The 22,275-nt window shown below is 68.9% G+C and carries 23 protein-coding genes and 1 riboswitch; of the genes, 13 read left to right on the top strand and 10 right to left on the bottom strand.

The genetic code is table 11. From position 1 onward, the window contains the following. Positions 1–71 precede the first annotated feature (71 nt). On the top strand, positions 72–848 hold the full coding sequence (locus VM780_RS12175; protein ID WP_325447683.1) for a carbon monoxide dehydrogenase subunit G: 777 nt from the start codon (positions 72–74) through the stop codon (positions 846–848). Between the two features lie 6 nt (positions 849–854). Here VM780_RS12175 and VM780_RS12170 read toward each other — a convergent pair whose 3' ends face one another. After that, positions 855–1,736 (bottom strand): MurR/RpiR family transcriptional regulator, encoded by an 882-nt coding sequence (locus tag VM780_RS12170; protein WP_325447681.1) that lies wholly within the window; start codon positions 1,734–1,736, stop codon positions 855–857. 181 nt (positions 1,737–1,917) lie between these two features. On the opposite strand from VM780_RS12170, the gene VM780_RS12165 reads away from it, so the two are divergent. From VM780_RS12165 to VM780_RS12145, 5 genes are all read left to right on the top strand, one after another. After that, entirely contained in the window at positions 1,918–3,420 is a 1,503-nt protein-coding gene (locus VM780_RS12165) for an amino acid permease (RefSeq protein ID WP_325447679.1), read from the top strand. 68 nt (positions 3,421–3,488) lie between these two features. Further along, complete coding sequence (locus VM780_RS12160) at positions 3,489–4,853, top strand: glutamine synthetase (protein ID WP_325447678.1); 1,365 nt, start codon at positions 3,489–3,491, stop codon at positions 4,851–4,853. A 68-nt stretch (positions 4,854–4,921) separates the two neighbouring features. Further along, positions 4,922–6,307 carry an aldehyde dehydrogenase family protein gene (locus VM780_RS12155; RefSeq protein ID WP_325447676.1) on the top strand — a complete coding sequence of 462 codons (1,386 nt, stop codon included), beginning with the start codon at positions 4,922–4,924 and terminating at the stop codon, positions 6,305–6,307. A gap of 162 nt (positions 6,308–6,469) precedes the next feature. Further along, positions 6,470–7,645, top strand: coding sequence for an iron-containing alcohol dehydrogenase (locus VM780_RS12150; RefSeq protein ID WP_325447674.1), 1,176 nt, complete (start codon positions 6,470–6,472; stop codon positions 7,643–7,645). 3 nt (positions 7,646–7,648) lie between these two features. Beyond that, a complete protein-coding gene (locus VM780_RS12145; protein WP_325447672.1) occupies positions 7,649–8,524 on the top strand; it encodes a type 1 glutamine amidotransferase in 876 nt (291 codons plus the stop codon). A 6-nt stretch (positions 8,525–8,530) separates the two neighbouring features. Here VM780_RS12145 and VM780_RS12140 read toward each other — a convergent pair whose 3' ends face one another. Together VM780_RS12140 and VM780_RS12135 are read right to left on the bottom strand one after the other, a co-directional pair. Beyond that, positions 8,531–8,722: a hypothetical protein gene (locus tag VM780_RS12140; RefSeq protein WP_325447670.1), complete on the bottom strand. Its 192-nt coding sequence runs from the start codon at positions 8,720–8,722 to the stop codon at positions 8,531–8,533. A 107-nt stretch (positions 8,723–8,829) separates the two neighbouring features. Next, a complete protein-coding gene (locus VM780_RS12135; protein WP_325447668.1) occupies positions 8,830–10,029 on the bottom strand; it encodes an O-succinylhomoserine sulfhydrylase in 1,200 nt (399 codons plus the stop codon). Positions 10,030–10,074: 45 nt separating this feature from the next. Then, positions 10,075–10,154, bottom strand: a riboswitch (SAM riboswitch). A 75-nt stretch (positions 10,155–10,229) separates the two neighbouring features. On the opposite strand from VM780_RS12135, the gene VM780_RS12130 reads away from it, so the two are divergent. Both VM780_RS12130 and VM780_RS12125 read left to right on the top strand, forming a co-directional pair. After that, the gene (locus VM780_RS12130; RefSeq protein ID WP_325447666.1) at positions 10,230–11,333 is read left to right on the top strand and encodes a 2'-deoxycytidine 5'-triphosphate deaminase; all 1,104 of its coding nucleotides are present in this window, start codon (positions 10,230–10,232) and stop codon (positions 11,331–11,333) included. Between the two features lie 30 nt (positions 11,334–11,363). Further along, positions 11,364–11,843: an NUDIX domain-containing protein gene (locus VM780_RS12125; protein ID WP_325447664.1), complete on the top strand. Its 480-nt coding sequence runs from the start codon at positions 11,364–11,366 to the stop codon at positions 11,841–11,843. A gap of 13 nt (positions 11,844–11,856) precedes the next feature. Here the strand turns inward: VM780_RS12125 and VM780_RS12120 are convergent, their stop codons facing one another. Both VM780_RS12120 and VM780_RS12115 read right to left on the bottom strand, forming a co-directional pair. Continuing rightward, a complete protein-coding gene (locus VM780_RS12120; protein WP_325447662.1) occupies positions 11,857–12,303 on the bottom strand; it encodes an MEKHLA domain-containing protein in 447 nt (148 codons plus the stop codon). Further along, positions 12,300–12,986 (bottom strand): hypothetical protein, encoded by a 687-nt coding sequence (locus tag VM780_RS12115; protein WP_325447660.1) that lies wholly within the window; start codon positions 12,984–12,986, stop codon positions 12,300–12,302. The genes VM780_RS12120 and VM780_RS12115 overlap by 4 nt, the downstream gene beginning before the upstream one ends. 165 nt (positions 12,987–13,151) lie before the next feature. Here VM780_RS12115 and VM780_RS12110 point away from each other — a divergent pair, with 165 nt between their 5' ends. Next, a complete protein-coding gene (locus VM780_RS12110; RefSeq protein WP_325447658.1) occupies positions 13,152–14,627 on the top strand; it encodes a protein adenylyltransferase SelO in 1,476 nt (491 codons plus the stop codon). A gap of 49 nt (positions 14,628–14,676) precedes the next feature. On the opposite strand, the gene VM780_RS12105 is transcribed toward VM780_RS12110, so the two are convergent. Next, on the bottom strand, positions 14,677–14,898 hold the full coding sequence (locus VM780_RS12105) for a dodecin (protein ID WP_325447656.1): 222 nt from the start codon (positions 14,896–14,898) through the stop codon (positions 14,677–14,679). A 235-nt stretch (positions 14,899–15,133) separates the two neighbouring features. Here VM780_RS12105 and VM780_RS12100 point away from each other — a divergent pair, with 235 nt between their 5' ends. Beyond that, a complete protein-coding gene (locus VM780_RS12100; RefSeq protein WP_325447654.1) occupies positions 15,134–16,240 on the top strand; it encodes an NADH:flavin oxidoreductase/NADH oxidase in 1,107 nt (368 codons plus the stop codon). Positions 16,241–16,280: 40 nt separating this feature from the next. On the opposite strand, the gene cydX is transcribed toward VM780_RS12100, so the two are convergent. From cydX to VM780_RS12080, 4 genes are read right to left on the bottom strand one after another with little or no spacing between them, the layout of a single operon-like run. Beyond that, positions 16,281–16,421 (bottom strand): cytochrome bd-I oxidase subunit CydX, encoded by a 141-nt coding sequence (cydX, locus tag VM780_RS12095; RefSeq protein ID WP_325447652.1) that lies wholly within the window; start codon positions 16,419–16,421, stop codon positions 16,281–16,283. Positions 16,422–16,432: 11 nt separating this feature from the next. Further along, complete coding sequence (cydB, locus tag VM780_RS12090) at positions 16,433–17,572, bottom strand: cytochrome d ubiquinol oxidase subunit II (RefSeq protein WP_325447650.1); 1,140 nt, start codon at positions 17,570–17,572, stop codon at positions 16,433–16,435. Between the two features lie 22 nt (positions 17,573–17,594). Next, entirely contained in the window at positions 17,595–19,184 is a 1,590-nt protein-coding gene (locus tag VM780_RS12085; protein WP_325447648.1) for a cytochrome ubiquinol oxidase subunit I, read from the bottom strand. Continuing rightward, on the bottom strand, positions 19,181–19,360 hold the full coding sequence (locus VM780_RS12080) for a hypothetical protein (RefSeq protein ID WP_325447646.1): 180 nt from the start codon (positions 19,358–19,360) through the stop codon (positions 19,181–19,183). Before VM780_RS12080 ends, VM780_RS12085 begins: the two co-directional genes overlap by 4 nt. Positions 19,361–19,515: 155 nt before the next feature. Between VM780_RS12080 and VM780_RS12075 the strand changes: the two genes are divergently transcribed. From VM780_RS12075 to VM780_RS12065, 3 genes are all read left to right on the top strand, one after another. Then, positions 19,516–21,060: a PAS domain S-box protein gene (locus VM780_RS12075; RefSeq protein ID WP_325447644.1), complete on the top strand. Its 1,545-nt coding sequence runs from the start codon at positions 19,516–19,518 to the stop codon at positions 21,058–21,060. Then, complete coding sequence (gene fixJ / locus VM780_RS12070; protein ID WP_325447642.1) at positions 21,053–21,667, top strand: response regulator FixJ; 615 nt, start codon at positions 21,053–21,055, stop codon at positions 21,665–21,667. Before VM780_RS12075 ends, fixJ begins: the two co-directional genes overlap by 8 nt. 95 nt (positions 21,668–21,762) lie before the next feature. After that, a complete protein-coding gene (locus tag VM780_RS12065) occupies positions 21,763–22,149 on the top strand; it encodes a response regulator transcription factor (protein WP_325447640.1) in 387 nt (128 codons plus the stop codon). Positions 22,150–22,275: the final 126 nt, after the last annotated feature.

The following is a 22,275-nucleotide window of genomic DNA, read 5'->3' as shown; positions in this document are numbered from 1 at the left end:
TCCGCCCACTGGACCAGCCTCGGGGGCGCGCCCTAGAACAGGCGCTTCCGCGGCCCAGGCACGACGGTCTCATGGACATTTCAGGCTCTCACCGCATTCCGGCGCCGCGCGCCACCGTCTGGGCGGCGCTCAGCGACCCGGCGATTCTGAAGGACTGCCTGCCGGGATGCGAGCGGCTGGAGAAGACGCCCGACGATCGGTTCCAAGGGGCGGTGTCGGCCAAGATCGGCCCAATCAAGGGCGGTTTCGCGGGCGCGGTCACTCGCAGCGCGGCGTCCGCGCCTGAGCGCTTCACGCTCGAAGGCGAGGGCGACGGCGGTCCGGCGGGCTCCGCCAAGGGCCGCGCCGAGGTCACGTTGCGGGAGGAGGCCGGCGAGACGGTCGTCAGCTACGCCGCCAAAGCCGACCTTGCGGGCAAGATCTCCCAGCTCGGCGCGCGGCTGGTGACGGGCTTCGCCCGCAAGACCGCAGAAACGTTCTTCGAGCGGCTGGCGGAGCGGCTGGCGAGCTCCTCCGCGGCGGCGCCGGCGCCGAGCGTCGAGGCGCCGCTGGCGGACGCTCCGCCCCTGGTGCACGAGGAGCCCGCGGAAGCGCCCGCAGTGGTCGACGCCCCGCCGCTCGCCTATGGCTCCGCAGCGCTGACCGGCGCCGGTCTGCCGGCGGACCCGACGGCCGCGAATGTGATCCCGGACGCTCCGTCGCCGGAGACGATCGGCGCAGACGAGGACGTCACCCCGCCCGGCGCGACGAATTCGGGCGCGATCACGCGCATCATGCTGGTGGCCGCGATCGTGGTGATCGCCGCCTGCGCCATCTATTACTTCGTGTGGCAGGCGCCGCCGGTCTAAGCCAGCTCACTCGGCGCCCAGGACTCGCGCGCGGATCTGCTCCAGCCGGCCGAGCCGCTCCACGGTCTCCGGCCCGGAAAGTTCGGTGGCGCGCGCGACCAGCGCCTCGGTCACGGCGAGCAGGCTCGCGAAGGAATCCCACGTCCCGGCGCTCTCCGTGGCGCCGACGAGCGTCGCGTTCGCGTGCGCTGCGGCGGGCGCGTCGGCAGAGTCGGTCAGCAGCACCACCCAGGCTCCCCGCTCGGCCGCGAAGGCGCAGAGCCGGATCACGTCGCGCTGATAGCGGCGCACGTCATAGGCGACGATGACGGTCCGGCGGCCGACGTCGATCAGCCGGTCTGGCCAGGTGGCGGAGAGCGAGCCGATCTCCTCCACGCCGCCGCGGATGATCTCGAGGTGCCGGACCAGCAGGCGCGCGAGCGCCTGGCTGAAGCGGCCGCCGACCACCAGCACGTGGCGCTTCGGATCGGCCAGTCGCCGCGCCGTCGCCTCGAACTCGGCGCGATCGAGGTCGCGGAACGCCGCGGCGACGTTTTCCGCAAGCTTCGCCCCGAAAGCCGCGAGGCGGTCGCCGTCGAGCAACTCTGCCGCCGCATGGGCCGTCCAGCGCCCGAGAGGCGACGCGCGTTCGGCCGCCAGTTCGGCGCGCAGCCGCTCCTGCAGGCCGCGCCAGCTCTTGAAGCCGAGCTTGGCCAGCAGGCGCAGCACGGTCTGCGAACTCGCCCCCGCGCTGCGGGCGAAACGCGCCATCGGCGCGAGGCCGGCGACCGGATAATGCGCAGCGAGATGCTCCGCCGCGCGGCGCTCGCGCGGCGTGAGCTCGGACATGATCTCCGACAGGGTCTGCGCGACCGTTCGAGAGGAAGCCGCCGCTCCGTTCAGCGCCATCGCACTCTCACGCCCCGCACTCATGGTCACGTTCATTCCATATTGACAGAAACATCGGCTCTCTGGAACGATCGTTCCAACGAGGGGCGGCGTCGACCCCGCCTCCGGCGGCCGGGGGAACGCGCCGCCTCGCCCGGGGATTCACGCCGGGCGTCCCGTCGACGTCAACGGGGCTCATCTCATGGCGCAGGACCTACGCGGCGTGACCTACCAGACGGTAGACGCCGGCTACTTCGAAAAGCGTGGATTGATGCGTTACGCGGGCGTCGCGAGCCTCTGGGCTCTGGGCGTCGGCGCCGTGATCTCCGGCCACTTCTCCGGCTGGAACTTCGGTTTCGCGACCGGCGGCTGGGGCGGCATGCTGGTCGCGGGGATCATCATCGCGATCATGTATCTCGGCCTCACCTTCTCGATCGCCGAGATGTCCGCCGCGCTGCCGCACACCGGCGCGGCCTACTCCTTCGCCCGCACCGCCATGGGGCCATGGGGAGGCTTCCTCACCGGCCTCTGCGAGAACGTGGAATACGTCATCACGCCGGCGGTGGTGGTGACCTTCATCACCTCCTACGTGAACTCGATCTTCGGGCTTGATCCAGCGTACTCGCCGCTGATCTGGATCGGCTTCTACGTCGTGTTCGTCGCGCTCAACGTGTTCGGCCTGGAGCTGTCGTTCCGGGTAACCATGGTGGTGACGCTGATCTCGCTCGCGGTGCTGGTGTTCTTCTGGCTCAGCGCGATCCCCAACATGGATTTCTCCCGCTGGGCGCTGAACATCGGCGTCGGGCCGGACGGCGCCGCCGTGGAGCTGCCCGAAGGCGGCGGCGAGCTGTTCCCGTTCGGCGTCTCGGGCGTGCTGGCGACGCTGCCCTTCGCGGTCTGGCTGTTCCTGGCGATCGAGCAGCTGCCGCTCGCAGCCGAGGAGTCGATCGACCCGAAGCGCGACATGCCGAAGGGCATCATCCTCGGCATGGTCACGCTGATGGTCTCGGCTTTCATGATCGTGCTGCTCAATCCGTCGGTCGCAGGGGTCGGCTCCTTCAAGCTGAGCTCCTCTCTGGAGCCGCTGCTTGACGGCTTCCGGGCGATCTATGGCGACGGAGGCGTGGTGGTGCTGGGGCTGGTGGCCCTGACGGGTCTGATCGCGAGCTTCCACACCATCCTCTACGCGCAGGGCCGGCAGATCTACTCGCTGTCGCGCGCCGGCTATTTTCCGCGCGGCCTGTCGGTGACGCACTCGACCTACCGCACGCCGCATCTTGCGATGTTCGTCGGCTCGATCGTGGGCCTCGCGGTGATGCTCGCGATCTGGTTCGCCCTCGGCGCCGAGCAGGCGGGCGCCTCGATCGGCAGCGTGCTGCTCAACATGGCGGTGTCCGGAGCGATGTTCTCGTACATCGCGCAGGCGGTGTCCTTCATCCTGCTGCGCAAGAACAGCCCGCACATCGAGCGGCCGTTCCGCAGCCCGCTGGGCATTCCCGGAGCGGTGCTGACGATCGTGATCGCGGTGGTCACGCTTGGCTACCAGGTGCAGGACCCGAACTTCACCAAGGGCGTGTTGTGGGTGCTGGTGTGGTTCGCCGTCGCGACCGCCTACTTCGCGGTGATCGGACGCCACAAGCTTGTGCTGTCGCCGGAGGAGGAGTTCGCCCAGTCGGGCGGACGCTCCGAGTATCGCGCGCACTGAACCTCACGGTTCGCGCGGGCGGCGGGCGATCCCCGTCGCCCGCCTCCTCGTAGCCACGTTGGGAGCCGATGAGCAAAGCACATCCGACCGCCAAGGACGTTCTGGCGCTGGTCGACAAGCGTGGGCTGTCGCACGTCAAGCTCGGCGTCACCGACGCCGACGGCATTCTGCGCGGCAAATATATGAGCCGCGACAAGTTCGCTTCCGCGCTCAAGAACGGCTTCGGCTTCTGCGACGTCGTGCTTGGCTGGGATTCGAACGATCAGCTCTACGACAATGTGGCCTTCACGGGCTGGCACACCGCCTATCCGGACGCCGCGGTCCGGGTGCTGCCCGGCACAGCGCGCGACCTGCCGCTCGAAGGCGACATGATCTTCGTGCTCGGCGAATTCGCAGGGGCGGCCGAGGAGGTCTGTCCGCGCGGAACGCTGCGGCGCGTGCTCGACCGTGCGGCCGGCATGGGGCTCAGCGTCAGCTCAGCGGTCGAGTTCGAATTCTTCCTGTTCGACGAGACGCCGCATTCTGTCCGCGACAAGGGCTATGCGAACCTGACCCCGATGACGCCCGGCTTCTTCGGCTACTCGGTGCTGCGTTCGGGCGTGCACGCCGAATTCTACGCCGAGCTGCTGAAGCTGTGCGCCGACATGCGCATGCCGATCGAGGGCTTGCACACCGAAACCGGGCCTGGCGTGCTGGAGGCCGCGATCGAGGTCTCGGACGCGCTCGAGGCGGCGGACCGCGCAGTGCTGTTCAAGACCTTCACCAAGATCCTCGCGCAGCGCCGTGGGCTGATGGCGACCTTCATGGCCAAATGGTCGAAGGACTGGCCAGGCCAGTCCGGCCACATCCACGTCTCGCTTCAGCGCGAGGACGGCGGCTCCGTCTTCCACGAGGAAGGCCGGCCGCACGCGATGTCGGACGCGATGCGCTGGTTCGTCGGCGGTCAGCAGCGGCTGATGCCGGAACTGCTCGCGATGGTGTCGCCGACGGTGAACTCCTATACGCGCCTGATCCCCGGCTTCTGGGCGCCGACCGACGCCACCTGGGGCGTCGAGAACCGCACCTGCGCGCTCCGCGTGATCCCGGGGTCGCCGAAGAGCCAGCGCGTCGAGTACCGGGTGGCGGCCGCCGACATCAATCCCTACGTGGCGCTCGCGGCCGCGATCGGCTCCGGCCTCTGGGGGATCGAGAACCGGATCGAGCCCGATCCCGCCGTCGAGGGCAACGCCTATGCGATCCAGCACGCGGCGGAGCGGGCCCTGCCGCGCTCGCTCGGCGAGGCCGCCGGCCGTCTCGCGGCGTCCGCGCCGGCGCGGGAGCTGTTCGGCGACGCCTTTGTGGACCATTGGGCCGCGACCCGGGACTGGGAGCAGCGCGAGTTCAATAAGGCCATCACGGACTGGGAGCTGGCGCGGTATTTCGAGATCATCTGAGCCGCCAGCCTCCGCCATCCTCTGAACCGATTCCGCCCCGACAAGGGCAGGGATCACGAGTGAGCCTCATGACTGACCAGATCTGCATCTCTCCCGTCGACGGCCGCGAACTCGCACGGCGGCCCACCCTGTCCGAGGCCGCCATGAAGGCCGTTCTGGCCGATGCGCGCAGGGCCCAGCGGGAATGGGCCGAGGTCCCGATCGCCGAGCGTGGACAAAAGATGCTGGCGTTCCTCGACGCGCTGCTGGGACTCAATCAGCAGATCATCCCGGAGCTCGCGCTGCAGATGGGCCGCCCGGTGCGGTTCGGCGGCGAGATGCGCGGCGTGGAAGAGCGGGTGAAGCACTGCGTCGCGACCGCCGAGGCGTCGCTCGCGCCGATCGTTCCGGAGCCGAAGCCCGGCTTCCGCCGCATGATCAAGCGGACGCCGCTTGGGCTGGTGTTCGTGATCGCGCCCTGGAACTACCCGTTCCTGACCGCAGTCAACACGATCGTGCCGGCGCTGATCGCCGGCAACGCCGTGCTGCTGAAGCACGCGGCCCAGACGATCCTCGTCGGCGAGCGCTTCCAGGAGGCGATGGACAAGGTCGACCTGCCGAAGGGGCTGTTCCGCAACGTCGTGCTCGATCACGAGCAGGCCGACGCGCTGATCGCAGCCGGCGCCTTCGACCACGTCAACTTCACCGGTTCGGTCGCCGGCGGACGCGCCGTCGAGCGGGCGGCCGCCGGAACCTTCACGAGCCTCGGCCTGGAGCTGGGAGGCAAGGACCCGGCTTACGTGCGGGCTGACGCCGACCTCGCCTTCGCCATTGAGAACATCGTCGACGGCGCATTCTACAATTCAGGGCAGTGCTGCTGCGGCGTCGAGCGCGTCTATGTGCATGAAAGCCTCTACGATCGCTTCGTTGAGGGGGCGGTGGATCTCACCTCGAAATACGTGCTGGGCAACCCGCTCGACGACGCCACCACGCTGGGGCCGATGTCCGCGACCCGTTTCGCCGAGACGGTGAGGTCGCAGGTCCGAGAGGCGTTGGAGAAGGGAGCCAGAGCTCATCTCGATCCGAAGAGCTTCCCGGCCGACAAGGAAGGCACGCCCTATCTCGCGCCGCAGATCCTGACCGATGTCGACCATTCCATGCGCGTGATGGTGGAGGAGAGTTTCGGACCGGTCGTCGGGATCATGAAGGTCCGGGACGACGACGAGGCCGTCCGCCTGATGAACGACAGCCCGTATGGGCTGACCGCCTCGATCTGGACGCGCGACATCGATGTCGCCGAGGCGCTCGGCGACCGGATCGAGACCGGCACGGTCTACATGAACCGGTGCGACTATCTCGATCCGGCGCTCGCCTGGACGGGCGTCAAGGACACTGGCCGCGGCGCCTCGCTGTCGGAGATCGGCTTTCAGCTGCTCACGCGGCCGAAGAGCTACCATCTGCGCGAGGCCGGATGATCCGGCGCGGCTTCGAATAAGGCTCGTCGTCCTCCGGCTTGTCCGGAGGACCCATCGACGGCGTAGCGCTCGACGCCGGGCATGGATCCTCCGGACAAGCCGGAGGATGACGGGGGAGTCTCCCGAGCGACGCCTGCAGCAGACCGCCAAGAGATCCTACCGATGACAGCGTTCACAGGTGCCTGGAACTACCCGACCCGCGTCCTCGTCGGGCCGGGTCGCATCGCCGATCTGCCCGCCGCCTGCGACCAGGCCGGGATCCGGCGTCCGCTGCTCGTCACCGATCCGGGGCTGAAGGACAGCGCGATCCTGGCGAGAGCGCTGGACTTCTTGAAATCCGCAGGGCGCGAGGTCGCCGTGTTCGCGGACGTGAAGGGCAATCCTACGAACGCCAATGTCGAGGCGGGCGTCGCCGCCTATCGCGCCGCGGGCGCGGACGGAGTCATCGCCTTCGGCGGCGGCTCCGGGCTCGACGTCGGCAAGCTGGTCGCGCTGATGGTCGGCCAGAGCCGTCCGATCTGGGATTTCGAGGATGTCGGCGACTGGTGGACGCGCGCGGACGCCGACAAGATCGCGCCGATAGTCGCCGTGCCGACGACGGCCGGCACTGGCTCGGAGGTCGGCCGCGCCGCGGTCGTCACCAATGAGGAGACGCACGAGAAGAAGATCATCTTCCACCCGAAGCTGCTGCCGGCGGTGGTGATCTCCGACCCGGAGCTCACTGTCGGCCTGCCGCCGAAACTCACCGCCTGGACCGGCTTCGACGCGCTGGCGCATTGCCTCGAGGCGTTCTCCGCGCCGGGCTTCCACCCGATGGCGGACGGCATCGCCGTCAACGGCGCGCGGCTGGTGAAAATCTATCTGCCGCGCGCGGTCGCCGACGGAACGGACATCGAGGCGCGCGCGAACATGCTGGCCGCCGCCTCCATGGGCGCGGCCGCCTTCCAGAAGGGGCTTGGCGCGATCCACTCGATGTCGCACCCGATCGGCGCGCTCTACGACACCCATCACGGACTGACCAACGGCGTGGTGATGCCTTACGTCTTCGTGGCCAACCGTCCGGCGATCGAGGAGCGGTTCGGCCATCTTGCGCGCTCGTTCGAGATCGCGGGCGGCTTTGACGGCTTCATCGACTGGGTGCTGCGCTTCCGCCGGGAGCTCCATGTGCCGCATTCGCTGGGCGAACTCGGCGTCGGCGAGGACCGGATCGACGAACTGGCCGAGAAGGCCGAGCGGGACCCTTCGACCGGCGGCAATCCGCTGCCGTTCAAGGCGGCGGATTTCGCGCGGCTGTTCCGCGCCGCCATCCGTGGCGATCTCGACGCTGCGCGGAGCTGAGCGATGCGTCCTGTCCGGCTGCTCGTCGCAGAGGGCAACCCGCCCGCCATGCGCGAGCGGCACGCGGCCGTCTCGGGGCAGACGCCGAGCGAATTCTACGCCGACGTGCTGACCATGCTGGCCGACGATCTCGGCCTCGCTGCCGAGATCGACATCTGCTTCCCGGCGGACGAGGGCGCGAACCTGCCGGGCGGCGACCTCGCCGGCTATGACGGCGTCGCGATCACCGGGTCGGGCCTGAATCTCTGGAAGGCGGAGCCGGAATCGCTGGCGCAGGTGGAATTCGCCCGCGCCGTCTATGCGTCCGGCCTGCCGTTCTTCGGCTCGTGCTGGGGGCTCCAGGTCGCAGCGGCTGCGGCCGGCGGCGAGGTCAAACTCAATCCGCAGGGCCGCGAGATCGGCGTAGCGCGGTCGATCCGGATCACGGACGCCGGCCGCGGCCATCCGCTACATGCAAATCGCACCGAGGTGTTCGACGCCCCGGCGATCCATTCCGACGAAGTGGCGGTGCTGCCGCCGAACGCCACGGTCACGGCGACAAACGAGCTCTGCGCAGTGCAGGCGGCCGAGATCCGGCATGGCGGAGGCGTCTTCTGGGGCGTCCAGTTCCACCCCGAATACACATTCGCCGAGCTTGGCGGCATCCTGACCCGCTACACCCCGATCATGCTCAAGGAAGGCTTCTTCCGCGAGCCCGAGGAGGCCGCGCAATACGTGTCCGACCTTGTGGCGCTCGATGAGGAGCCGGGCCGGAAGGATCTCGCCTGGCGGCTCGGGATCGCGCCTTCCGTGCTCGACCCCAAGGTCCGTCGGACGGAGCTCACCAACTGGCTGAAGGCGCAGGTCCTGCCGACGGCGAGCGCCCGCGGCCGCGCCTGACGCGACTCAGAGGCCGTTGATCACCAGCACGGCGAGCGCGCCGGCGCCCAGCGCCAGCGCGGCCGCGCCAGCCGCCTGGATCTGCCGGATCTTCTGGCTCTTGCGGGCCTTGAGCCGTTCCTCGCGTCTTCCAAACGTGCGCGGCTGCTCCTCGTCGGGGTCGGTCTCCCGGGTTGGAAACACCCGATAGGCTTTCATCGATCAACTCTCTCCTTGAGGGCGAGGCTCGGTATGTGTGGCGCCGGGACCGGTCTGTGCAGGGGGTGATCGCCCGACAAACGGGTGACGCGGCGCCCGCCGGAGCGTCACACCGCCTTCAGCGCCGTCTCCACGTCCTCGAGCAGGTCGTCGCGATCCTCGAGCCCGACCGACAGCCGCAGCATCGCGTCGGTGATGCCGAGCTCCGCGCGCGCTTCGGGCGCCAGCCGCTGATGCGTCGTGGTCGCCGGATGGGTGAGGATCGACTTGGCGTCTCCGAGATTGTTCGAGATCTTCACGATCCGCAGCGCGTTGCCGAGGCGGAACGCCTCCGCCTTGCCGCCGTCCAGCGTGAAAGCGACCAGCGTGCCGCCGCCCGCCATCTGCTTCTTCACGAGCGCCGCCTGCGGGTGATCGTCGCGCCCGCAATAGACCAGCCGCTTCACCTTCGGGTGCCCGGCCAGAAGGTCTGCGACCACGGACGCGTTCGCCTGCATCTTCTCGACCCGCAGCGCCAGCGTCTCCAAGCCCTTGGCCAGCACCCAGGCGTTGAACGGCGACAGCGACGGCCCGGTCTGCCGCAGGAAGGTGTGCAGATGGTCCATCACGAATTTTTCCGAGCCGAGCACGACGCCCCCAAGCGTCCGACCCTGCCCGTCTATATGTTTGGTGGCTGAATAGACCACCACGTCGGCGCCGAGCTTCAGCGGCTGCTGCAGCACGGGGGTCGCGAACACGTTGTCGACCACGAGCCGGGCGCCGGCGTCATGCGCGATCCCCGCGATCGCCTCGATGTCATAGACCTCGAGCGTCGGATTGGTCGGGCTCTCGAGGAAGAACGCCTTGGTCTCCGGCCGCACGGCCGCGCGCCACTGGTCGAGGTCCGCGCCGTCGACCAGCGTCGAGGCGACGCCGAAGCGCGGCAGCAGTTCCTCCACCACATAGCGGCAGGAGCCGAACAGCGCCTTCGCCGCCACCACATGGTCGCCGGCCCTGACCTGGCACAGCATCGCGGCCGTGACAGCCGCCATGCCGCTCGCGGTCGCGCGCGCCGCCTCGGCGCCTTCGAGGGCCATCATCCGGCGCTCAAAGGTCGAGACCGTGGGGTTCGAGAAGCGTGAGTAGATGTAGCCGGGATCGCTCCCGTCGAAGCGGGCTTCGGCCGCCTCCATCGTATCGTAAGCGTAGCCCGAGGTGAGGTAGAGCGCTTCCGACATCTCGCCGAAGGTCGAGCGGCTCTCGCCCTCGTGGATCAGGCGGGTGGCGGCGCGCAGGGGACGGTCTGTGGGGAGTCTTTCGCGGCTCATGATGCGACCTCGGACGGCGCCGGGCCGCACGGGACGCCCGATGCGGCTTCCGCGCGTCCGGCCTTTTAGCTGGTTGTTTTAACGTGGCTGCAAGCCGGCCGGCCCAAGGAACCACGGTTCGCCTGCGTAGGCCTGCCGGCGCTTGGCGTCAACGCCTCGTTCGCGTACAGGAACCCGACGACGCCTCGGGGGACTGCGGTTTGCTGAACGGAGACGGCGCGCCGCAGGGCGGCATCCTGCCGAGCCAGGCGATCGAGCGGCTGATCGCGGACGGCGCCATCGCGCTCGATCGACCGGCCGCCCCCGACCAGATCCAGCCAGCGAGCCTCGACCTGCGGCTCGGCGCGGTGGTGCACCGTGTCCGCGCGAGCTTCCTGCCGGGCGCCGGGCGCACGGTCTCGGAGCGGCTCGACGACCTCCGCCTGCACACCATTGATCTGACGAGCGGCGCGGTGCTGGAGACCGGCTGCGTTTACATCGCGCCGCTGATGGAGAGCCTGGCGCTCCCTGCGGAGATCGCCGCCGCCACCAATCCAAAAAGCTCCACAGGGCGGCTCGACGTGTTCACCCGCGTCATCACGGACGGCGCGCGCGCCTTCGACCAGGTGCCGCCGGGCTACCGGGGGCCGCTGTTCGCCGAAATCTCTCCGCGCACCTTTCCGGTCCTGGTCCGCGCCGGCTCCCGGCTGAGCCAGCTCCGGTTGCGGCGCGGAGAGGCGCGGCTCTCGGACGCCGATCTCGTCGCGCTGCAGGACCGCGAGCGCCTCGTCGACGATGATGAGGCGGACGTGCAGGGCGGCGTGGCCGTCACGGTCGACCTCAGGGGCGACGGAGAAGGTCTCGTCGGCTGGCGGGGCAAGCGCCACACCGGCGTCGTGGACGTCGACGCGCCGGGCGCACATGCGGTCGAGGATTTCTGGGAGCCGATCCGAGCCGGCCGCTCCGGCCTCGTGCTCGATCCCGGCCAGTTCTACATCCTCGCGTCGCGTGAGGCCGTGCAGGTGCCGCCCGACCACGCCGCCGAGATGACGCCGTTCGATCCGCTGGTCGGAGAGTTCCGGGTGCATTACGCCGGCTTTTTCGATCCCGGCTTCGGCCATGCCGAGGCGCGGGGCGCAGGCGCGCGCGCGGTGCTCGAGGTGCGCAGCCACGAGGTGCCGTTCATCCTGGAGCATGGCCAGACCGTGGGGCGGCTCGTCTATGAGCGCATGCTGGAGCGTCCCCGCGCGCTCTATGGCGAGCTAGGCGCTTCCAACTATCAGGGCCAGAAGCTCAAGCTCTCGAAGCATTTCCGCCTGCCCTGAGGCGTGGCTGACGATGCGGAGCAACAGCTGATGGCCGCAGAGAGCGCTGGCCTGCTGCTGTTCAGGCGCGAGGCCGGGAGGCTTCTGGTCCTGCTTGCGCATCCGGGCGGCCCGTACTGGCGGCGCAAGGACCTTGGCGCCTGGTCGATCCCCAAAGGCGAGCTTGCCGCGGGCGAGGACCCGGAAGCGGCGGCGCGGCGGGAGTTCGCCGAGGAGCTTGGCGCTTCGCCAGCCGGACCGCTCATCCCGCTCGGCGCCATCGTTCAGCGCGGCGGCAAGCGTGTGCACGGCTTCGCGGCCGAAGGCGCGTTCGACGTCGCGGAATTGCGGAGCAACGCCTTCGAGATGGAATGGCCGCCGCGCAGCGGGCGGATTCAGAGCTTCCCGGAAGTGGACCGGGCGGAATGGTTCGAGCCCGCAGAAGCACGCGAGAAGCTGCTGCCGGCGCAGACCGAGCTAATCGACCGGCTGGAGCGGTTGCTTCGTGGTCCGGACGGGGAGGCCGTCTGATCAGCGCGCGATATCAGGCGTCCCGCCAGGCCGAGAAGGTCGCCGCCTGACCCGCGGACGAGCCGTCCGGAGCGACGAGCCGCCACACCACCCCCTCTTCGATCCAGAAGCGCCGTCCGGACTTGGTGATCCTCACGCCGCGATAACCTTCGGCGAAGCCATTCTGCGCGACGGAGTCCAGCAGCGCCTGCCGCGCCGCCCGCTCCGGCGCTTCGGCCGAAAGCCGCGAGGGCAGGCCGACAAACTCCTCCCAGGAATAGCCGAAGCAGCGCTGCGCGGTCCTGTTGGCGTAGATGAAGCGTGGGTCGGCGCTGGCGTCATGCGCCAGAACGGCGAATGGCGCATCCTCATAGAGCCAGGCTGCGTCCGCGCCCTCGGGCGCAAGCCGGCGGCCGACGAAACGGGCGTGGCTTTCGCAGAGGACTTCGAAGAAGGCGCGATCGGAGCGGAGATCGGTCACTGGGCGCCGTTGGAGCGGTCTGGTTCGGGGAAGGCGAGAACTTCGGCCGTGTAGTTCTCGATCAGCGCGCTGAACGGGACGCCGTTCGGAAGAGTCAGCACCGCGCGATGCTCGATCACGGTGCGCGGCGGCCGCAGCGGCTCCTCGGCGGGCATGGCGGCGCCCATCTCCCACCCGTCCGGCAGCGGCGACCATGCGAGCTTCGCAGACAGCGTGCGGCGGCGGAACCCGAGCGCCTGAACCGCACGCCCGAAGGCGACGTCGCTCGCTGCGAGCGCGGCGTTCATCTCGGGCGTGAGGCGCGACGGCACATACCAGTTCTCGGCTTCCGAGAGGATGCGTTCGCCGCATCTCAGCCGGACATGCCGATAGGCGACCGGCTCGTCCGGGCCGACCTGCAGCAGGCTGCGCTGCTCGTCGGTCGGCGGCTTGGCCTCGGCGCGATCCAGTTCCGCCACCATCTTGGCCGGCGCCGCGAGCCGGTGAGAGGCGCACCAGCGGTCGAGGGTGAGGGTCGCGCTGTCATGGCTCAGCAGATCCGCGTTGAGCTGCTGCAGCAGCGCCAGCGCCTCAAGTCTCCCGACATAATCGCCGCGCCAGGCAGGCCCATCGGCGAAGGCGGGCGCCGCGAACAGGGCGAGGGCCAGAACGGCGCCGGCGCGCATCTGAGTGAGACGGGTCATGGCTGCCTCTCAGCATCTCGACGTTCGGCGATAGCAGCGGGTCATGCGACAAGGCCGCAGCCCGACCGGAGCCCTGGCCGCAGGGTGCGGGCTTTTGCCGGCGGCCACTTCCGCCACGCGCTTTGAGAACCACCTAAAGCGTCCCGCATCTTGCTGAAAGCGCCGATGACCGCCGCAATCTCGTTCGACAACAGCTACGCTCGGCTGCCGCCCTCGTTCTATGCGAGAGTCCTTCCCGCTCCCGCGCCTGAGCCGCGGCTCGTGAAGCTGAACCGCGCCTTGGCGGAGGAGCTACGGATCGACCCCGAGGCGCTCGCCGGTCCCGCTGGTCTCCAGTTTCTCGCAGGGAACGCGGTGCCGGAGGGCGCCGAGCCGATCGCGACCGCTTATGCGGGCCACCAGTTCGGCTATTTCGTGCCGCGGCTCGGCGACGGGCGCGCGATCCTGCTCGGCGAGATCATCGGCCGCGACGGCGTGCGCCGCGACCTGCAGCTGAAGGGCTCCGGCCGCACGCCGTTCTCGCGCAATGGCGACGGCCGCGCGGCGCTTGGACCGGTGCTGCGCGAATATCTCGTCAGCGAGGCGATGGCGGCTCTTGGAATTCCCACGACCCGAGCCCTCGCCGCGGTCACGACCGGCGAAACCGTTGCGCGTGAGCGGACCTTGCCGGGGGCGGTGCTCTCCCGTGTCGCGACGAGCCACATTCGGGTGGGAACGTTCCAGTTCTTCGCCGCGCGGGGCGACGTCGAAAGCCTGCGGGCGCTCGCCGACCATGTGATCGCGCGGCATTACGCCGAGGCGGCGAACGCCGCGGAGCCCTACCGCGCCTTGCTGGACGAGGTGATCCGGCGGCAGGGTCGCCTGGTCGCGCAATGGCTGCTGGTCGGCTTCATCCACGGCGTCATGAACACCGACAACATGTCGGTCGCGGGCGAGACGATCGATTACGGGCCCTGTGCCTTTATGGACGCCTATGACCCGGCGACGGTGTTCAGCTCGATCGATGAGCACGGCCGCTACGCTTACGGCAACCAGCCCACGATCGCGCACTGGAACCTCACCCGGCTCGCGGAGTCTTTGCTGCCGCTCCTCGCCGAAGATCAGGAGCAGGCGGTCGCGACCGCGCGCGAGGCGCTCGCCCGGTTCCCCGAAGCCTTCAACGAGGCCTACCTCGCCGGCCTGAGAGCCAAGCTCGGCCTCAGCGAGGCCCGGGAGGGCGACCTCGCGCTCGCGCAGGACCTGCTCGACCGGATGGCGGCGAATCGCGCCGATTTCACGCTGACGTTCCGCCGCCTCTGCGCCGCCGCGCGCGATCCTGCCGCCGACGCGGAGCTCCGCGCGCTGTTCGAGGACCCGTCCGCCTATGACGGCTGGGCCGCGCGCTGGCGCGACCGTCTGGCGGAGGAGGGCGGCGACGGGGCGGCCCGCGAGGCTGCGATGCGGCGCGTCAACCCGGCGCTCATTCCCCGCAACCATCTGGTCGAAGGGGCGATCGAGGCGGCGGTCGAGCGACAGGATTTCGCGTTGTTCGAGCAGCTCCTCGACGCGCTGATGACGCCGTTCGAGGAGCGGGCCGTCCATGCGGGCTTTTACGATCTCCCGCCTCAGGCGCAGGGATACCGGACCTTCTGCGGAACCTGACCGGAACGGTTGAGGCAGGGCCTAGTCTGCGGCCGCGCGGCTCGGAGTCTCAGCTCCGCGCCGCGTCGTCGATCGTGAAGCCGATCTTCAGGGTAACCTGAAAGTGCGCGACCGCGCCGTTCTCGACATGGCCGCGCGTCTCCACGACCTCGAACCAGCCGATGTGGCGGATGGTCTTGGAGGCGTCCGCGATGGCGCTGCGGATGGCGTCGTCGATGGAAGACGGCGACGAACCGACGAGCTCGATGACCTTGTAGGTGTGCTTCGACATTGCGCTTGCTCCAGGTGGCGGGGTGGCTGAAAGGCCGCTTGGCCGCAGCCTGCTAACACCTGACCGGCCGGAGGGTTCAACGCGCCAAGGCTGCGTCGCGCCCGTCCCGTGGAACAGATCGGGCTGAGCTGTGCTTCATCCAGCGCGGGTGAAGACCCGGCATGCGTTCGCGCGGATTGCGCGGCCGCGGCCTCGGCGGCAGGTTCGCTCAGCCGAAACAACACAGAGATCGTTAGTGCCCCAGCCTGTCCTCTTCACCCCGACCCGCGTCGGCGGCCTGGAACTCGCGAACCGGATCGTGATCGCGCCGATGTGCCAGTATTCCGCCGAAGACGGGCGCATGACCGACTGGCACCTGATCCATCTTGGCCAGCTCGCGCTGTCGGGCGCGGCGCTGTTGACCATCGAGGCGACCGCGGTGCTGCCCGAGGGGCGGATCACCTACGCGGATGTGGGGCTCTGGGACGACGACACCGAAGCCGCGATGCGGCGGACGCTGGAGGGCGTGCGGCGGTGGTCGGACATCCCGGTCGCGATCCAGCTCGGCCATGCCGGCCGCAAAGCCTCGACCGAGGTTCCTTGGAAGGGCGGCGCGCAGATCGCCGCTTCCGACCCCCACGGCTGGCAGACCGTGGCTCCCTCCGCCGTGCCGTTCGCCCACGGCGAGGCCGCGCCGTTGGCGCTGGATCGGGACGGTCTCGCGCGGATCCGGGACGCGTTCGTGGACGCCGCGAGGCGGGCCGGGCGGCTCGGGCTTGACGCCGTCCAGGTCCACGGCGCGCATGGCTACCTGATCCACCAGTTTCTCTCGCCGCTCTCCAATCGGCGCGAGGACGAATATGGCGGCTCACTGGAGAACCGGATGCGGTTTCCGCTCGAGCTGTTCGATGCGGTGCGCGACGCCTTCCCGGCCGATCGCCCGGTGACGATGCGGCTGTCCGGGACGGACTGGGTCGAAGGCGGCTGGGACGTCGACCAGAGCGTGACGTTCGCAAAGCTTCTCGAACAGCGCGGCTGCGCGGGCATCCACGTCTCGAGCGGCGGCCTACATCCCGCGCAACGCATCCCTGTCGGGCCGAGCTATCAGGTTCCGCTTGCCCGTGCGGTGAAGGCCGCGGTGTCGATCCCGGTGATCGCGGTCGGGCTGATCACCTGCTTCGAACAGGCCGAGGCGATCGTCGGCACGGGCGACGCCGATCTGATCGCGCTGGCCCGCACCGTGCTTTACGATCCGCGTTGGCCTTGGCACGCGGCCGCCGCGCTTGGCGGCCAGGTTCGCGCGCCAAACCAGTATCTGCGGTGCCAGCCGCCGCAGTTCAGGGACCTGTTCGTCCAAGGCTGAGGCGCCGCCGACCTGCGGCTGCCCGAATCGGCAGCCCGGATCAGTTCCGCAGCGCGTTCTGATGAGCGAAGGCGCTGCGGACATCCGTCTCGGGCCGCTCGCGCAGCTCGAGCCACATGGCGTTGAGCACCGAGAAGCTCGCCGCCAGCCCAAGACCCAGAACCCAGGCGAAGTACCACATGGCGTTTCCTTTCAGTACGAGCTGACGTCGGCGTTCACGGCCGCGATCGTGATCCGGCCGCGCAGAACGCTGTAGACCCAGGCGGTGTAGGCGAGCACGAGCGGCAGGAAGATCGCGGTCGCGACCAGCATGATCTTGAGCGTGAGCTCGCTGGAGGACGCGTCCCAGACCGTCAGGCTGTGGTCCGGCGCGATCGATGACGGCAGCAGGAAGGGGAACAGGCCGACGCCGGCGGTGGCCACGACGCCAGCGACGGCGAGGCCGCTCGCCACGAAGGCTAAGCCCGGCCGCCTGCGGCTCAGCAGCAGGCCCGCGGCTGGCGCGCTGACCAGCGCGAGCAGCGGCGCGACGATCATCCAGAGGTGGGCGCCATAGACGCGCAGTCCGCCGCCGGCGACGACCTCGACATGTTTGAGCGTCGGGTTGGATGGGCCCATCGGATCGATCTCGCCGACGAGGCGGTAGCTGTCGACGCCGAGTTGGATGCAGACGCCGCCGATCAGGAAGGCGACGACCAGCAGCATGGCGGCCTGGCGCCCGATGAGCGCCGCGCGGCTCGCGACCGGCTCGTCCGCTTTGAGAGCCAGGAAGGCGCCGCCGTGCAGCGTCAGCATCAGCACGCTGACGACGCCGCAGAACAGCGCGAACGGATTGAGGAGGCCGAGCAGGCTGCCCTCATAGATCATCCTGAGGTCGTCATCGAAGCGGAAGGGGACGCCCTGGAGGGCGTTTCCGACCGCCACCCCGAAGATCAGCGCAGGCACGAAGCCGCCCGTGAAAAGCGCCCAGTCCCAGAACCGGCGCCAGCGCGGATCGTGGATCTTGGAGCGGAACTTGAACCCCACCGGCCGGATGATCAGCGCGCAGAGCACCAAGAACATCGCGAGATAGAAGCCAGAGAAGGCGACGGCGTAGAGCATCGGCCACGCGGCGAAGATCGCGCCGCCGCCGAGGATCAGCCAGACCTGGTTTCCCTCCCAGACCGGGCCGACGCTGTTGATCACCACCCGCCGCTCCGCGTCCGTCCTGCCCACAAAGGGCAGCAGGATCGCGGCGCCCAGATCGAAGCCGTCCATCACCGCAAAGCCGATCAGCAGCGCGCCGAGCAGGAGCCACCAGATCAGGCGAAGAGTCTCGTAATCGAGGGTCATGGCTTTTCGTCCTGATGAAGCTTCACTCGGCCGCGACGGCCGCAGCGGAGAGTCCAGGTTCTGGGTGGAGCGGGGCTGGCCGACCCAGCAGACCGTCCGGCCCCATGCGGATCGCCTTGACCATCAGCACGAGGTCGACGATCGCGAGAGCGGAGTAGAAGGCGACGAAGCCCAGGAGCGTCGTCAGCACGTTGCCCGCGGAGACGCTGGAGACCGCGAGGAAGGTCGGCATGACGCCCTCGATGACCCAGGGCTGGCGGCCGACCTCGGCCACGTACCAGCCGAGTTCCGCCGCGATCCACGGCGCGGGCAGGCTCAGGAGCGCGACCCAGAGGAACCTGCGCGAGCGCGCCAGACGACCGGTGCTGGCGAGGAAGAAGGCGGTGGCGAACAGAGCGATGAAGAAGAAGCCGAGCCCCACCATCACGCGGAAGCTCCAGAACAGGGGAGAGACCGGAGGAACCGTGCTCCAGGCCGCCTGCTTGATCTCGTCCTCGGTCGCGTTGAGGACGTCGGGGCGGATCTTCTTCAGAAGCAGCGCGTAACCGAGCTCACCCGACGTCACGTCCAGCGTGGCGCGCGCCTCGGCGTTCGTGCGGTCCGCCCGAAGCTTTTCCAGAGCGTCATAGGCCATGAGGCCGAAGCGGATGCGGAGCTCGACGTCCTTCACGAGGTCTTCGATGCCGGGCACTTCCTTGCTGATCGAGCGCGTCGCGATCAGGCCGAGCATCCACGGAACCTTCACCTCGTAGCGTGTCTCGCGGGCCTGCGCGTCGGGCAGGCCGAAGAGCGTGAACGAAGCCGGCGCCGGCTCGGTCTTCCACATCGCCTCGATCGCGGCGAGCTTCATCTTCTGGTTCTCGCCGGTCGTGTAGCCGCTCTCGTCGCCGAGCACGACGACCGACAGCGCGGCCGCAAGCCCGAAGCTCGCCGCGACCGTGGCGGATCTTGCGGCGAGCTCGCGGTGACGCCGGCGCAGCAGGTAGAACGCGCTGATCGCGAGCACGAACACCGAGCCTGTGACGTAGCCGGCGCTGACCGTGTGGACGAACTTGGCCTGGGCGACGGGATTGAAGATCAGCGCGGAGAAGTCAGAGACCTCCATCCGCATGGTCTCGGGATTGAAGGTCGCGCCGACCGGATTTTGCATCCAGCCGTTGGCGATCAGGATCCACAGCGCCGACAGGTTCGTGCCGAGCGCGAGCAGCCAGGTCACCGTCAGGTGGCCGATCTTCGACAGCCGGTCCCAGCCGAAGAAGAACAGCCCAACGAAGGTCGCTTCGAGGAAGAAGGCCATCAGGCCTTCGATCGCGAGCGGGGCTCCGAAGACGTCGCCGACATAGTGGCTGTAGTAGGCCCAGTTCATCCCGAACTGGAACTCCATGGTGACGCCGGTCGCGACCCCCATGGCGAAGTTGATGCCGAACAGGACGCCCCAGAAGCGGGTGATCCGCCGCCAGATTTCGAGGCCGGTCATCACATAGACCGTCTCCATAATGGCGAGCAGCACCGCCAGCCCGAGGGTCAGCGGGACGAAGAGGAAGTGATACATCGCCGTCAGCCCGAACTGCAGGCGCGACAGGGTGACCACGTCGAGATCGGCGAACGTCATGGGCGAGCACCTGAGGTTGAGGCTGGTGGAGCGTCGGAGAGCAACCGGGCCTCGGCGCCCGCGGCGTCGATCCGCTGACGCAGCGGCTGGACGACGAGCCACGCCGCGCCGAAGACGACGATGAGCTTCACGATGACGGCGATGAGCGCCGGGCGGGCGATCGGATGGGACCACATGGCGCTCTTGTGGCTCCGCCCCCGCCAGACCGCCGTGATCTATGTCAAGCGCCGCGCCCGGCGGATGCTCGGGCCGCCTGCGACGGGGGCCGGGCGATCGTTGACATCCGCCCTGAGCCGCATTTGGCTCACCTCGCCGGCGGAGACGCGCCGGGATGTCGTGGGCCGCATTCATGGATCAGTCGATCGCAGCGCCGCCGGAGAGCCGAACCGCGGCCGAGCTCCTGCTCGATTCCGTCACCGACATCGCCCTGCTGGCGCTCGATCGGGACGGGCTGATCATCAGCTGGAACCGGGGCGCCGAGCATGTGAACGGCTGGACGGTCGACGAGATCATCGGGCGGCACTTCTCGACCCTCTACGCCGAGGAAGACATCGCGGCCGGCAAGCCGGAGGCGCAGATCGCCGCCGTGGTTGCGGAGGGCAGGCACGAGGAGACGGGCCGCCGCCGGCGCAAGGACGGCTCGCGTTACGTCGCCTCCGTGGTGATGACGCCGGTGCTCGATCAGGACGGCCGGATCCAGGGCTACGCCAAGGCGATGCGAGACGTCTCCGCGCGATCCGCCTCGGAGGAGGCCCTCAGGGCGAGCGAAGCGCATCTGCGCTCGATCCTCGAGACCGTTCCGGACGCCATGATCGTCATCGACGAGGACGCGCTGATTCAGTCGTTCAGCGCCGCAGCCGAGCGACAGTTCGGCTACGCCCCCCCCGAGGTCGTGGGCCGCAACATCAGCATGCTGATGCCGCAGCCCTATCGCGAGCAGCACGACGGCTACATGGCGCGCTACCGCGCGACCGGAGAGCGGCGCATCATCGGGATCGGCCGGGTGGTGGTCGGCCAGCGCAAGGACGGCTCGACCTTTCCGATGGAGCTCTCCGTCGGCGAGATGCGGTCGGGCGGCAAGCGCTACTTCACGGGCTTCATCCGCGACCTGACGGAGCGGCAGGAGGCCGAGACGCGGCTCCAGGAGTTGCAGAGCGAGGTCGCGCACATGTCGCGCTTCACCGCGCTCGGCGAAATGGCTTCAACGCTCGCGCATGAGATCAACCAGCCGCTGACCGCGATCGCCAACTATCTCAAGGGCTGTCGCCGCATCCTCGACCGGCTCCCGGAGACCCCGGAACTGACGCTGCTTCAGGAGGCGGTCGAACAGGCGGCGGGGCAGGCGCTCAGGGCCGGCGACGTCATCCGAAGGCTCCGCGAGTTCGTCGCGCGCGGAGAGACCGAGCGAGGCGTCGAAAGCATCGCTCGGTTGATCGAGGAGGCGAGCGCGCTGGCGCTGGTCGGCGCGCGTGAGCGTGGCGTACATGTCAGCTTCGTCTTCGATCCCTCCGCGCCGAGCGTGGTCGCGGACCGAATCCAGATCCAGCAGGTCGTGCTGAACCTGATCCGGAACGCCGTCGAAGCGATGCAGGAGAGCGCGCGCCGGGAGCTCGCGGTCACGACGCGGCGGCGCGACGAGGACATGGTGGAGATCTGCGTGTCGGATACGGGTTCGGGGCTTGCGCCCGAGGTGGCCGGGCGCCTGTTCCAGCCTTTCGTCACGACCAAGTCCGCCGGGATGGGCGTCGGCCTGTCGATCTGCCGGACGATCGTGGAGTCCCATGGCGGCCGCATCTGGGCGGAGCCCGCCCCCGGCGGCGGCAGCCGCTTCATTTTCACCCTGCGGAGTTTCGAAGCGGAGGCCCCAGATGTCTGACGACGTGATCGTGCACGTCATAGACGACGACCTCGCAGTCAGGCAGTCGCTGGCCTTTCTGCTGTCGTCCGACGGCTTCGCAGTGCGGCTGCACGAGGGCGCGGGCAGTTTTCTCGACGGCGTGCGGGAGCCTGAGGGCGGTTGCGTGCTCACCGACGTGCGCATGCCCGAGATCGACGGGCTCGAGTTCCTGTCTCGCCTGCGCGAGCGCGGGGCGACCATCCCGGTGATCGTGATGACCGGCCATGCGGACGTGCCGCTCGCCGTCGAAGCCATGAAACGGGGAGCGGCCGACTTCATCGAGAAGCCTTTCGACGACGCTGTTCTGCTGGGCGCGATCCGGGCGGTTCTGGCGCGTCAGGAGCGGAGCGGGCAGGTCGACTCCCGGGCGGCGGAAATCCAGGACAGGATCGCGAAGCTGTCGGAGCGCGAGCGGCAGGTTCTGGATGGCCTGATCGCTGGCAAGCCAAACAAGATCATCGCCTTCGACCTGGAGATCAGCCCACGCACCGTCGAAATCTATCGCGCCAACGTGATGACCAAGATGCAGGCTGGAAGCCTGTCGGAGCTCGTCCGGCTCGCCCTGCGCGCTGGGCGAAATCCCTAAGGGGTATCCCTGAATAGCCGCCCGGCCGCTGGCGCCTCATACCAATCATGAGCGCGAAGGCGCGGGATGCGCTGAGGCGAGGATCGGAAACCGCGATGACGACGGCCCAGGGTTCTGCGTGCGCTCTCGTTCTCGTCGTCGATGACGACGCCGCCGTCAGGCTGTCCCTCAAGTTCATGCTCGAGCTCGAGGGGTTGAAGGTTCAGCTGTTCGAGAGCGGCGAAGCTCTTCTGTCCCAGAAGACGTTGCCCGAGCGCGGCTGTCTGGTCTTGGACCAGAAGATGCCGAGGCTCAGCGGCGTCGATCTCTTGCGGCGGCTGAAGGAGCGATGCGTGGAGCTTCCGGCGATCCTCATCACCGGTCGCCTGACGCAGGACCTGATCACAGTCGCGATGGCCGCGGGGTTCGCCGCCGTCATGGAAAAGCCGCTCGAAGGCGGCGGGCTGATCGAGGCCGTGCGCCTGGCGCTGGCCCGGTCATGAGGCGGAAAAGGGGCGGCCTAGGATCAGGCTGCCTGGAGGGTTCGTGCGGGGCCTGTTAGCTTGCCTGACGGCGGACAGCCTGCGCGCCGGAACCGCGGCGCCTCATGCTCGCGAACCGGATCGTCT

Source organism: Hansschlegelia sp. (assembly GCF_035538955.1).
Lineage (GTDB): Bacteria > Pseudomonadota > Alphaproteobacteria > Rhizobiales > Methylopilaceae > Methylopila.
This window is presented reverse-complemented; position numbering and strand designations above follow the sequence as displayed.